This window comes from Roseibium sp., assembly GCF_025698965.1.
Classification (GTDB): Bacteria; Pseudomonadota; Alphaproteobacteria; order Rhizobiales; family Stappiaceae; genus Roseibium.
The window spans coordinates 1-12480 of sequence record NZ_JAILWL010000155.1; the positions used below are offsets into that span (position 1 = coordinate 1).

Sequence of the window (12480 nt, forward strand, 5' to 3'; positions counted from 1 at the left end):
ACTACTTCGTCTGACCTCAGATGCAACTTGCTTTACACGCCGCCAATGCCTCATTACAGTAAATCACCTACCAGACACTTGCCATTTTCATTTTACGATCTGGCAGCATCAAATATTCCAATACATAGGTGCGTATTGATTTCTGGAAGCGAGATAAATTTATCAAATTCACTTACCGCAAGGCTACATCTCTTAAGTATTAAATATTAAAAATACAATATTGTCGATAGACACACGTCTCTAATTTCAATGCGTATAAGTATCAACAATTGCAACAAAGTCCCTTTCTAAATAATTCCACCACCACTTAAAATTTTTTAGAAAGGAATAACAATTTTTAAGCACAACCCCTAGCGCAAAGAAAAGGCGGACACTTGTCGCTCCGATTCTTCTAGCAGCAACCGTACAGCCTGGTTCACTTCGAGACTGCGACGATAGATCGGGCCAGATTGATAAGATATGGCCGGCAGGTCTGTAGCAACCACTTCAAGACCCTGCCCATTTGCAGAACTCAGAAAACTACTCGGCAATACGGCCAAGTAGTCTCCTCGCCTCAACAACTCCAATGCGGTCAGCATGGAATCGCATTGTAAGCTGGCCTTTACTCCCGAACTACATGTTTCCTGCAGCGATGCGTTGATCGTGTCCAGATACGCTATTTCGCTTTTGTATGAAAGCCATGGCTGAACAATGAGATCTTCGGTTCGAAATCCAGATGTTAAAATTGGATGACCAGAACGCGCTACAATAACAAGCTTGGCATCAAAAAGAGGTTTGCGAACCAAGAATGACGGCAACGACTCCTGTCGTTGAAATCCCCCGAAAAAAACGTCAAATTCCCCTTCTTTCAATCCTGCTAATGCCTCACTGTAATTTGCAGATGTCAGCGTTATCAGGAGTTGGGCATAACGTTGATGCACATTCGCCAATACGGGTGGCAGGATCGTAGTCATCCAAACAGGTGCAGCAGCCACACGCAATTGCCCCTGCTCCCCGTTTTTTAATGCCCGTAATTCAGCCTCAGCCAACTGGTGCTCTCGCAGAAAATGTCGAGCCTGCGTGTGAACAAGTCTACCCAATGGTGTCAGTCGCAAACCACGACTGCGACGTTCAAAGAGCATCCCTCCAGCGGCGGCCTCCAGTAGTTTAAGGCTTCTAGTAAGGGCTGGCTGTGTAACGCCGACGACGTCCGCAGCCGTCCGCATATTGCTCGCCTCAACGATTGCAACAAATCGGCGTAAAGATTCGGGATCATAGATCATTGATCATTTTTTTTAATCAAAAATAAGAAAAAATTCAAATGCGTAATCAGTCTCGCCCTATTACCGTAAACCTGAAAAACGCCACATAAGAAAAACGCCGCATAATTTGAGGGGGAAGTCATGAGCTCAATTCACGTGTCACGACGATCGTTTCTGGCAGGGGCAAGTGCAATTGCCGCAACAACTACCTTTGGCTCCAATGTTTCCCACGCAAAATCTCTTCCAACACCATTGAACAATATACCCAAAGGCACAAAATTCCGCTGGGTAGATAGCGGCGATCAAAAGGCGACTTTTTTCAAAGAATTTTTCGAACGATACGGTGAAGCACGGGATATAGATATCATCTACGATCCATTGCCCTGGAATGAAATCGCCAAGGTCGTACCGCTCGGTGTGCGCAATCGAACAGCACATGACGTGTTTGTATTGCCCCGCAATTTCAGCCTGGCTGACGCCGTCAATCAGGGGTGGGTACAACCTTTCGACGACTTCATACCCAACATTGGAGAATGGAAAAAGGGGTTCCCAGCTGGCGCTTTCCTGCCTGGCATCAATGAGTTCGAAGGCAAGACGTATGGCCTCCCTTTCACATCTAACAAGCGTTACGCATCACACCTGCTTTACAACAGAACGTATATGGAATCGGCAGGATATGACCCTGAATCAAGGCCATTAACTCACCATGAGTTCCGCGACGCGGCCCGTAAAATCACCGAAGCCGGTCAAGGTCGATACTTCGGATTCATTATTGGCGGCTCTCAGCTAAATCGCTGGGCAGACGTTGTCCGCAATCTCGGCAGAATCGGCGGTGCAAGTGCAGGGGGTGATGGAATTCTAGACGCAGATATTGATTTGCGTACAGGGGAATATGTCTTTGACAGCGATGAATATATCGCTGCAATCGAACTACTTCTGTCCATGCAGTCAGATCGAAGCATGTTCCCCGGCTTTATAAATCTGAATGCTCCCCAGGCAAGAGCATACATGCCTCAAGGTGCAGCAGGAATGATCCTGCAAGGACCGTGGAATATTCCCTCCTGGGAAGGACAAAACCCTGAGTTCGATTTCGGTCTTTCTTCAGCACCGGTTCTTCAAACCGGCAAGCAGGGCAAACTGACAATCAGCCAAGGAGGAGCAAAGCCCAATACACTCAGTCTTTGGTCGGGATCAGAAAATGGGGCCGTTGCAGGAGAAATCTTCCACTATTTGGGCACGGTCGACGGGCAAATAGAATGGGCTAACGTCGTGGGTGCTGGCGACCCGCCGATAATACCTGAAGCTGTTGATAAGGCTGACTTATCTCCTCGATCAAAGCGAGTTCTGAATCTCTTCAATGACCAGATCCGCGTTGGTCCGAATCCTTTGGTTCGCAACGGTGATTTAGCCAAAGTGGTTGCATCATACATTGCGCCAGACGTGAATTTCGCGCGCACCGTACAAGGCCTCGTTGCAGGAGAGCTCTCCGGCATCAAGGAACAAATGGCCAAACTCAAGGATCGGTATGATACCGCCCTGGACACTGCCTTTGCCAAAGCCAAAGCAAATGGTGCGAGAGTTGATCGCTCGGAATTGGTATTCACCAATTGGAATCCGAACGTCGATTTTGGCGCTGCGGACTACTGACAAACGTCCCATTCCCTACCCGCAAGGCCAACCCTATCAATGAGTATCTTAGAAACACTCCGCGTGTACCGGTTCCATTATTTTATGATGCTTCCGGGACTGCTATTGGCAGGATTGTTTGTTTTCTATCCGATTTTAGCGGCCATTTTTTATGCAATGCATGAATGGTCCGGCTTTACCGCCAAAAAAGTCTTTAACGGCTTTGATAATTTTCTGATTTTGTTCCAAGACCCCATCTTCTGGAACGCGTTTGGACGTTCGATCGTATTCCTCATCGGCACGGTCCCTCTACAGATGACCATTTCTTTGGCTCTGGCAATGATACTGAACATGCAGCTTCTGAAATTGTCGACAGTCTTCCGCACGATGATTTTCCTACCAGTCGTGACACCTGTGGCAGTCATTGGAATCATCTGGACTTTTCTGCTCAGCCCTTTCAACGGACCGGTAAACAGTCTTCTCTTGGACATTGGGTTGGTATCCCAGCCAATCGACTTCTTGGGATCAACCAACTCGGTAATGCCGTCGGTTATCGGTGTATATGTCTGGAAGTGGCTAGGCATCACCATGATCTATTGGTTGGCAGCGTTGCAAACAGTTCCCGACGATGTTTACGACGCAGCACGGCTAGACAATTGCAAGGGATATAGACTAGCTTTTTATGTCATTTTACCCATCATTAAGCCGTTTTTACTTGCAATATTGCTGATTTCTTCTGTAGCGGCCCTTAACGTGTTTCCGCTGATCATGTCGATGACAAATGGAGGTCCATTTTTCAGTTCAGAAGTCATGGAGATCTTCATTTATCGTACGGCCTTTGCCACAGATGACGGCAGTATCCCTCAACTGGGATATGCAGCAGCCGCAGGTGTTCTCTTCGGCGCGGTTTTATTGGGCCTCACCGCTCTGAAGGGGCATTCAACGCTTCGAGACAGAAAAACGACACCTGGGTCAGACGCATGAATACTGGCTTTTCGCCGTTGCGGCTTGTTTTCGGTAATCATTCACCGTCAATGCGAATTGCGCTGATATCAACTGCCCTAACGATTGTATGCCTAATCTGGATTTATCCATTCCTTTGGATGGTTTCCACATCACTGAAATCCAACATGGAAATGTTCGCAAACCCAAGCCTTCTGCCGCAGGAATTCGCCTGGGACAACTATCGGAGGGCATGGGTAGAAGCGAATATGGGACGATACTTCTTCAACACCCTGATCGTCACCGCGGGATCGGTCATTCTGGTGACTGCAAGCACCGCAATGTTGGGCTACGTTCTTGGACGCTACAATTTTCCCGGTCGCACAGCCTTTTTCGTAGGATTTGTTGCAACTGTGTTCATCCCTCAGGGATTCACCATCATTCCGGTATTCGAGCTGCTGAGCATGATGGGCCTGTCCGCAAATCTGTTTGGCTTGACGTTGGCGACATCCGGTCACGCCATGGTTGTGTTCGTCGTCTTGTTCGCCGGCTATTTCAGTCAGTTGCCCAAGGAGTTGGAGGAAGCTGCTCGAGTTGAGGGTGTGAGCTTCTTCAAAATATTCTGGTACGTCATGCTACCGCTGGCGAGGCCAATGGTCGTAACCGTGGTAATTATGCAGGTTCTGCACGCATGGAATGACTTCTTGCTGCCACTTGTCGTTACGCTTGCCAACCCCGCAATCCGGACGCTATCCGTCGGCATTTATGCCTTCAAAGGCGAACAGTCCATTGATTGGACCGGCATGTCAGCTGCCGCAACGATTTCTATCGTCCCTGTAGTGATCCTGTTTGTTCTCCTTCAGCGATATTTCATTAACGGTCTCGCAGGCGCTATCAAAGGGTGATGTGAATTGTCCAAAAACACAAATATATTGCTCATTACCACCGATCAGCAGCACTTTAGTGCATTGGGAGCCATTAACCCAAAAATCAAGACACCGAACATTGATCGATTGTGCCAATCCGGTAGCCGGTTTGACAGAGCATATTGTCCTGCCCCGACTTGTACTCCATCCCGCTCAAGTATTATTACGGGGCTCTATCCTTCCCAGCATGGAGCCTGGACCATTGGATGTAGTTTGGATGAAAATCTACCGACAATCGGCAAATTGCTATCTGAAAACGGTTATGCGACGGGACTAATCGGAAAAGCCCATTTTCAACCACTTGCTGGCGACAGTCTCGAAAAACAACCAATTTTACGTGACCTGCCGTTTTGGCGAAGCTTCCACGGCCCTTACTATGGATTTGAACATGTGGAACTCGTTCGGAACCATGCCGACGAAAGTCACGCCGGTCAGCACTATGCAGTCTGGCTTGAGGATCTGGGGCTGACAAATTGGCGAGACTACTTTCAACCTCTTCCGGGGGAAAAAGCACCAAAAGCACCAAACCGTTCGCCAGACGCTCCCTATTGGGCACGCACAGAGCGTCACTGGCAACTGCCTCAGAATTTGCATTACACGCCCTGGATCGGACAGCGTTCCGTCGATTTTATCGAGAGGGCGAAGAAAAGCGGCAAACCTTTCTTTTTGTGGGCGAGCTTTCCAGATCCTCACCCTCCCTACACAGTGCCGGAACCCTGGGCCTCCATGTATTGCCCACACGAAATGGAACCAGGACGTGTGTCACCCGGTGAGCATGACCTCAACGCCTCGCATTTTGCTAAGACCCAGGAACCGAATCCCGACTTTACGAGTTGGCACACGCCGCACGAAGCTCACGGGTGTGACAGCCATCTTTATCCTGAAGAAGAACTTAGGAAGGATATGGCAACTTACTATGGCATGGTGAGTTTTCTGGATCAGGAGATTGGGCGTATTCTCGATTACCTCGATGAAAAAGGCCTGACCGAGAATACACTAATAGTGTTTACGACCGATCATGGGCACTTTCTCGGCCAGCATGGCCTAGTGGCTAAGGGGCCATTTCACTACGAAGACATGCTGCGCGTTCCCTTTATCGTCAGCTGGCCAAAGCAAGTGCCGGCCGCTCAGGTAAGCAATGCCATACAAAGTCTTCTAGACCTTACACCAACTTTCCTGGAAGTCGCAGGGCTGGCACCAACCCCACAACTACAAGGCGTCTCACAGCTATCGACCTGGCAAGGAAAAACGCCTTACACGCGCAAATTTGCACTATGCGAAAATCGGCATAATCCGGTTATGCCGCACGTGACGACCTATGTCGAGGACCGCTACAAGATCTCCGTCTATCGGGTCGGAAACCATGGAGAAATCTTCGATCTTTACGAAGATCCCGGTGAAATTAACAATTTATGGACCGATCCTGAAAGCCAGTCCCTAAAGACAAAGCTGCTACTTCGAATGATGCAAGGAATACAGGGATCCGAACCAATGAAATCTCCTCGTGTCGCACAGGCCTGAGCAATGACCCTGTTGCAATCACCAACCAATATCTGCTGCGTGGTGAACAGGAAGAGCAAAATTCCAAGCCTGCGGACCTGTATATCTAAGTCTACAAAGGAGGCCCCTTCTCAAACCTTAGAAACTGCACTTATCCCGGCGGGAATTCCAGTTCTTGGAACAAAGTTTCCCCGTATCCCAAACGATGGTGAGGAACTTCGCAGAACTGCGCGGATAAAAGGGTTCCGCATGACTACAACCGCGATCACAAATGCGCAATTTGAACTCTTTGTAGAAGCTACAGGCTATAAGACTGAGGCAGAACGTTTTGGCTGGTCTTTTGTCTTCTGGTCGCAAATTCCGGAAAACATCAATCATGCTCCAGCTGTTGCAGGTGCAGAATGGTGGCGGAAAGTTGATGGAGCGAACTGGCGATGCGTAGCCGGTCCAGGCTCGGAAGCATTTTTTCGCTCTGACCACCCTGTCGTACACATTTCCTGGCATGATGCCACGGCGTTTGCAGATTGGATTGGAGGCCGCCTGCCGAATGAAGCTGAGTGGGAACATGCCGCTCGCGGTGGCTTGGGTGACGTCTCCTATCCCTGGGGCACACGAGAGCCCGATGATGATTGCTTTTTTCCATGCAATATCTGGCAAGGAAAGTTCCCAGAAAAAAACATTGCACAAGACGGTCATTTGGCAACAGCGCCAGCGAGGTCATTTAAACCCAATCGTTTCGGATTGTACAACATGGTCGGAAACGTTTGGGAATGGACGAGCGAGCCCTATAAAATTGCGTCTTTAAGAAAGGCTGTCAGGCAAAAGTTATCAACAATGAAAGGATACAAACTACTCAAGGGGGGATCTTTCCTTTGTCATCGAACATATTGCTGGCGCTACCGTATTCCCGCCCGTAGTGGAGCTTCACCTAACACGACACTCTCTCATCAGGGGTTTCGCGTCATCTTCGATCTGTGAATAACCTGAATTCCTTCTCGCCGCCTATAAAGGGCACAGTAGCTCTCAAGGAGCGCAATTAATCACGTTGCAGTGGTGTGATTAATTGCACCTGCCTAAGCATTTTCAAGCTTCCGATTAATATTGGCATTCCCCCTTAAAAAGAACGATATAATTTCACATTCAAACATGAGACGTAGGTCTATGGACTGAATCAATTCATTGTTGCTAATCTTTACTAGGCTGCCTCGAAAAGTAACAAAAACTAGTCTCTTCGACATATCCGAGATTTAGAATTCGACGTTTACTTCGTCGAGAAAATGGAGAATGCAGATTGCAGTCAAGTTAAACCCGCTCCTCCCTTCAAATTCGGCATTGGCAAACATAACAAGGCCTTGGACGACAATCTTGCGGAGACGAAGGCGAACGGCATCAAGGCTAATCGGTCTGACTTGGTCTTCCTGTTGCGGAAGCCCGGCTAAAAATTCGGAGCTTTTGACAACGGACTAACGATGTCCTCCCTTGGGGCCGCTCCCCACAACCCAAAATCGCGGCCTCTTTTTTTTGCCAATAATTTCCTCAGACGCATACCTTCGACATGTCTTAGTGGAGCAAATTGCACGTTGACTTGACGACTTCGGGACGAAGCATCCGTGTTTTCCCTGAGTGTGCAGCATTCTCAAAATTACTGAACAAAAACGCTCTAAACGACCCTTGAAATGCAGCGAGCGAAGTATCTGGAGAATAGAGCAGGCAAGTACGATGGCAACAATTTACCTTGACACCAAAGAAAACAGAGAAAAGCGCAAACAACTCTCCGAAACGGAAGGAGAGGAGGCCTCAACGACAAAAATAATGTCAGAAACGCTGCCGGAAACTGTGTCTGGATCGATCGAGGTATCTTTCCTGCGTGGTCAAGAAAATGACTTAACAATGTATCTTCAAGTCGACAAAAATCAGGACGGCGATTTCTCTGGCGTGATCACAGTGGCCCTTCACGAAATGACCAACGCAATTTGTGAAAGCACCGACTACGAAAAAAGCCGAAACATTTGTGAGATCGTTGCTAAGGGTTACAAACACAATTCAAACCCATCATTTTATTATCTCGGCAGTTCGTTAGATCCAATTGAAATGATGGAAGCAAACAAAGATGTTTCCCAGCTAATGATCAAATCGTTGTCGGAAACAATCAAGAAGTTGGAGGCTGACTTGCCTAAATATGCATCCTGGATAGAAAAACAGAAAGAAGGACGTGAACTAAATAAAGATTGGCCTCCCTCTCGCGCACCCCAGGTCTAAGCAAAACAACACAAGTTTTTTTTGGGGCGAATTGTCCCCAAAGACCAAATTTGAACTGCATCCAGAAGAATTTGCAATCCCGACATTACTTCGAAAGGTGGCATCGGCCAAGCCATTGCCCCACAATAGTACCGCGTTACTTTAAGATCTTTCGCTCGCTAAATATCTGATGACCATTAGCATTTTGTGCTGAGCAGATACCCAAGGAGCGCGGGAAAACCCAGAGAAACAAGCATTACGAAAAGTTTATATCTAAGATCCAATGCACCGCAGTCGTAAGTCCCTTCAAATGGGCTCGAGCATGCCTGAGCGGTAAACGGAGCCGTATAGGTCAAAAAGACTCCCAACAGCAACCAAACAGCAATTGTCAAGCACATCTGAAAATATTGGGAGCGCAGCTTCCTTATCAGAAGGCCTCCCATAGATAATATCAATGCTGCAGCCACCCAGAAAGTCAGCGTTATCAAGATCCTTGGATAAGCGATTTTCTGTACAAACGGCTGATCAAGAGGCCACTGCATACCAGCATGAAGCCACAACAAGAACAAACCGAATCCGAACAAACAGCCGACCAGGCTGTTTCCAACTGCGATTTTGTGCAACAGATTAATTTTTGATGTTATTTGATGCATGTCTTCATGATTATGGAAAAGTACTAAGACATTGCAAACAATCCGCAGAAAATATATTGAAATTCAAATAATTAAAAAAATCTTTAAGTAACTGTCAAATAAATATCACTCAACCTTGTCTATTTAGCTCATTGATGGCTTGTCCGCGTTTTTCTCCCATCAACGCAGTTTGGGTTTTCGAACCTATCCCAAGGACCCAACAAATCTTTTATAGGGAAGGTATAATTATGGCAGGTGAAAGGCTTCAAATTGCGAAAATTCCCGAATAGAGTGTATGAGTGCAAAGAAGCACACTTGAAGTCACAACATGCAAATTCTAGTCTGAAATGAATACGGGGAAGCTAGATTATTTCTGCAAAACTAATCACCCGATACATTTCAGAGACTAGTAATGCTTGCTCTAATTCGGAGGGATACGCAGCTCCCGTCGCCAAGTTTTTCGGCGTTAGTCGCTCTACAAAAATGCGTTGTTCTCGAACAACTCTGCAAACAAGCGTATTTCACCTCTTTCAATATTCACGAAGCAGAGCAGTGCACGCTTCAATTTTGAATTTTCCCGTGCATTTCTGGCAACAACACCCAGAAATCCAATCGCTGTGGAACTTTCAAGGCATCTTCTTAGCTTCTTTTGAAGCCGACCTGCCATGTCGATACGAAACGATGGAGTTTATCAAACCTACGCGCCAACAACCAAACTAGGGGTAACCAATGGACAAGTCCTTCTCGCTGCGTTTCGAGACACTGGAAGTGCCGGCAACAGATCTCGACGTTTCATCCACCTGGTACCAAAAGGTATTTGGATTGGAGGAAGCATGGTCGGACGATGATCATGTATTAATGACGCCGGACCGCTTCCCTGAGTTAGGTTTTCGTTTGTTGTTGGCACGCACCTCAGCCCCAACTCGACTTGGCTTCCGTAGCTCGGCAACTGGTATTGATCACAGTTTTGCAGACATCGTGGTCGACGATCTGAAGGGATATCATAGTGCACTTAAAGCTGCTGGTATTGATGTCCCTGAACTATCTCCCCCGTCAAATGACTGGGCTCCACATGGCTTCGCTCTGCTTGACCCAGCGGGAAATCGTCTTGCTGTATTTTCCTATGGACAACGCTCGGACGCAGCCGAATGAGACTACGTGATTTGCAAGATATGTAGCGAACTTGTCAGAATTTGCTTCAAACTCGCGCATCCATTGTTCAACCCTTCGAAACTGCGGAGGATCTCACCATTCTTGGTAGTCAGTACAGACGAACACTCGCTGGGAGCGCTCTCGACAAGATGAACTAGCATAATCTCAACAGCACCACAGTCCACTTGAACACAAGTTGAATTGCCACTAAGTCTCGTTTTTTCTATGAAATAAGTAACGCGTTCTTATAAAGCACGAAAATATAGATAAAAATAAATATTTCTCTCTTTTTAATTTCATGAATGTTCATTATAATTTGACTTTATCATCATTATTCCTACGAAATAACTTAATTGTCATAATTAAAGATTATTTAGCTTATTGTGTTTTTCAATCTTCGGCTTAATTTCAACTATGCCAGAAACAAGATTTGGAGGTTTCTTGACGTTCTACCTCACCGGTGGCGTGATTTGAATTCTCAAGAACATCGCCTTCATCAAGAAATAGCCTCGATATTCGCGCTTGTTGCTTCCGCCCATTCAATCAGGCAAGCACGCTCGCCAGGCGCGAGTATAGGAGAAAGCTCACTGCGAAAAACTCCTGCAGCTTGAGCAATGTCGTTGAATGAGCCGAGCAATACACTCATTTGATAAAGTTCACCATGAGCTGCCAGAAGATTTTGCAACCAATACCTCGAAACCGAGGATCAACTATTGAAGCTTCCGATCCTTTAGAAACAGAGAAACGTAAATGCTGGATTGGCTTGAAGTATGGACAGATCTTGGAAAAAAACACGGGTTGAAGATTGATGCCCTTCGGCCGATACCATTGGTTATCGGTGGGGTCGAAAGCTATGATACCAAACAATCAATTAGATGGATCGAGCGAGAAACTCTAGAGAAGGGGCCGCTCGGCATTCACAAGCGATTGCTTCAACACAAGAAACTCCCGTTTCCATACATCTTATCGGCCGGAGCTCGACATACACTGGGGCAACTGGCGAACATCGTTCGAGAATTTTCCGATTTTGACGATGAGGCACTTTCCCATCGAATTCTCGCGTTGTTCAGCGCGGCTTCCTTACATGAATATCGTGGCAGTGATTTTGGTGCGTTTGTAGAAACATCTATGTTAGCCGAAAAAAACATCATGACGTGGATCGAGAAACTGAGCCAGGGTGATTGCTACAAGCACTTGCGCGCCATGACACTCGGACCCGAAATTCCATTTCTTTCGACCTTGGACTTTTACAAGGTGATTGGTGACGTTCGACCAGTTACATCTGAGGAGTTTTGTCTAGCTGTGTTCACTGGTCACAAACGTGTTCTGGACAGATTCAGGCTTGTAATTCCGCACTATCAAAAAGAGATCCCGATGGAGATAGAAACGGAAATAACTGAATGGCTATTGTCGCAAAAAAAAATACTACTAGTCGAAGCACGACAAAAAAAATGGCTGCATCGAAGTATTCGATCACATGAAGCTTTTGATGAAAATTGATTCAGATCATTCATTGGTATGTCTATTAATTTTTCAACATACTGAAATCATGACACATCAAGATTTCCAGATTTTACTACACCGAGTTGACTCTCTGAAAAACATGAGCCGCTTTTATTCGCGAACCCTGCAATCAAATTTGTTTGGCGAAGCCTCATTGGTGCGCCGATGGGGACGAATTGGGACGTTCGGCCAGACCAAAATTGACTTGTTTCAGGACGAAATCGCAGCGACAAAGGCAATGCTGCAATTAGCTAAGATTAAACGAAAACGCGACTATGTCAGTTCAATCACTCACAAATAAAAATCATTTCTTAAACTGTAGAGGTTTTGATTTGATCTGACAGTTACCGCCTTTGAGGCTGTATTTTTCAGATCAGATTTGGTCTATTTTCTTGTCGAGCCAAACCTTCTTTCCGTCGATCAGAGTTTCCATCGGCGTTTTACCGCAACACATTTTGACCTGATGTGTTCGTTCTCCGTTGTAGTGATCAATCCATATATCCAACTCCCTTTGCAAGTCATCGATGGTTTGGAAGACGATCTTTCGGAATGCGCAGCAACGGTAGACCATGGCCTTCAAACAACGGCAGCACCCGATCGTTGAGAAGGTCGGCCGCATTGATTGGCGTCTTGGTCGTATAGAGGGGCGTGTCGCAAAGTATGTCGAGTTAACCGCGTCTTGAGATTTGGCTGTTGAAAGAGCGCTCTTGTTTTTGGAGT

General features: G+C 46.7%; 11 protein-coding genes and 1 pseudogene. 9 read left to right on the top strand and 3 right to left on the bottom strand.

Features of this window, described 5'->3' with window-relative positions; translation table 11 throughout:
- Positions 1-350: 350 nt before the first annotated feature.
- On the bottom strand, positions 351-1262 hold the full coding sequence (locus K5905_RS14115) for a LysR family transcriptional regulator (protein ID WP_297584939.1): 912 nt from the start codon (positions 1260-1262) through the stop codon (positions 351-353).
- 120 nt (positions 1263-1382) lie between these two features.
- Here K5905_RS14115 and K5905_RS14120 point away from each other — a divergent pair, with 120 nt between their 5' ends.
- From K5905_RS14120 to K5905_RS14150, 7 genes are all read left to right on the top strand, one after another.
- Positions 1383-2888 (top strand): extracellular solute-binding protein, encoded by a 1506-nt coding sequence (locus K5905_RS14120; RefSeq protein ID WP_297584942.1) that lies wholly within the window; start codon positions 1383-1385, stop codon positions 2886-2888.
- A 39-nt stretch (positions 2889-2927) separates the two neighbouring features.
- The gene (locus tag K5905_RS14125) at positions 2928-3851 is read left to right on the top strand and encodes a carbohydrate ABC transporter permease (protein ID WP_297584945.1); all 924 of its coding nucleotides are present in this window, start codon (positions 2928-2930) and stop codon (positions 3849-3851) included.
- 146 nt (positions 3852-3997) lie between these two features.
- On the top strand, positions 3998-4714 hold the full coding sequence (locus K5905_RS14130) for a carbohydrate ABC transporter permease (protein WP_297584947.1): 717 nt from the start codon (positions 3998-4000) through the stop codon (positions 4712-4714).
- A 6-nt stretch (positions 4715-4720) separates the two neighbouring features.
- Positions 4721-6256: a sulfatase-like hydrolase/transferase gene (locus K5905_RS14135; protein ID WP_297584949.1), complete on the top strand. Its 1536-nt coding sequence runs from the start codon at positions 4721-4723 to the stop codon at positions 6254-6256.
- Between the two features lie 3 nt (positions 6257-6259).
- Positions 6260-7213: a formylglycine-generating enzyme family protein gene (locus K5905_RS14140; protein ID WP_297584951.1), complete on the top strand. Its 954-nt coding sequence runs from the start codon at positions 6260-6262 to the stop codon at positions 7211-7213.
- 741 nt (positions 7214-7954) lie between these two features.
- Positions 7955-8494, top strand: coding sequence for a hypothetical protein (locus K5905_RS14145; RefSeq protein WP_297584954.1), 540 nt, complete (start codon positions 7955-7957; stop codon positions 8492-8494).
- 1340 nt (positions 8495-9834) lie between these two features.
- Complete coding sequence (locus K5905_RS14150) at positions 9835-10257, top strand: VOC family protein (RefSeq protein ID WP_297584956.1); 423 nt, start codon at positions 9835-9837, stop codon at positions 10255-10257.
- Between the two features lie 496 nt (positions 10258-10753).
- Here K5905_RS14150 and K5905_RS14155 read toward each other — a convergent pair whose 3' ends face one another.
- Positions 10754-10942 carry a hypothetical protein gene (locus tag K5905_RS14155; protein ID WP_297584959.1) on the bottom strand — a complete coding sequence of 63 codons (189 nt, stop codon included), beginning with the start codon at positions 10940-10942 and terminating at the stop codon, positions 10754-10756.
- Positions 10943-11007: 65 nt separating this feature from the next.
- On the opposite strand from K5905_RS14155, the gene K5905_RS14160 reads away from it, so the two are divergent.
- Together K5905_RS14160 and K5905_RS14165 are read left to right on the top strand one after the other, a co-directional pair.
- Positions 11008-11757: a hypothetical protein gene (locus K5905_RS14160; RefSeq protein ID WP_297584962.1), complete on the top strand. Its 750-nt coding sequence runs from the start codon at positions 11008-11010 to the stop codon at positions 11755-11757.
- Between the two features lie 49 nt (positions 11758-11806).
- Positions 11807-12061 (top strand): WGR domain-containing protein, encoded by a 255-nt coding sequence (locus K5905_RS14165; RefSeq protein WP_297584965.1) that lies wholly within the window; start codon positions 11807-11809, stop codon positions 12059-12061.
- A 72-nt stretch (positions 12062-12133) separates the two neighbouring features.
- Here K5905_RS14165 and K5905_RS14170 read toward each other — a convergent pair.
- A pseudogene (locus K5905_RS14170) lies at positions 12134-12404 on the bottom strand (hypothetical protein); the annotation flags it as partial.
- Positions 12405-12480 lie beyond the last annotated feature (76 nt).

What these genes read in the sequence shown, in the direction of transcription:
- K5905_RS14115 (WP_297584939.1), bottom strand. Translation starts at nt 1,262, where the DNA reads ATGATCTATGATCCCGAATCTTTACGCCGATTTGTTGCAATCGTTGAG.
- K5905_RS14120 (WP_297584942.1), top strand. Translation starts at nt 1,383, where the DNA reads ATGAGCTCAATTCACGTGTCACGACGATCGTTTCTGGCAGGGGCAAGT.
- K5905_RS14125 (WP_297584945.1), top strand. Translation starts at nt 2,928, where the DNA reads ATGAGTATCTTAGAAACACTCCGCGTGTACCGGTTCCATTATTTTATG.
- K5905_RS14130 (WP_297584947.1), top strand. Translation starts at nt 3,998, where the DNA reads ATGGAAATGTTCGCAAACCCAAGCCTTCTGCCGCAGGAATTCGCCTGG.
- K5905_RS14140 (WP_297584951.1), top strand. Translation starts at nt 6,260, where the DNA reads ATGACCCTGTTGCAATCACCAACCAATATCTGCTGCGTGGTGAACAGG.
- K5905_RS14145 (WP_297584954.1), top strand. Translation starts at nt 7,955, where the DNA reads ATGGCAACAATTTACCTTGACACCAAAGAAAACAGAGAAAAGCGCAAA.
- K5905_RS14150 (WP_297584956.1), top strand. Translation starts at nt 9,835, where the DNA reads ATGGACAAGTCCTTCTCGCTGCGTTTCGAGACACTGGAAGTGCCGGCA.
- K5905_RS14160 (WP_297584962.1), top strand. Translation starts at nt 11,008, where the DNA reads ATGCTGGATTGGCTTGAAGTATGGACAGATCTTGGAAAAAAACACGGG.
- K5905_RS14165 (WP_297584965.1), top strand. Translation starts at nt 11,807, where the DNA reads ATGACACATCAAGATTTCCAGATTTTACTACACCGAGTTGACTCTCTG.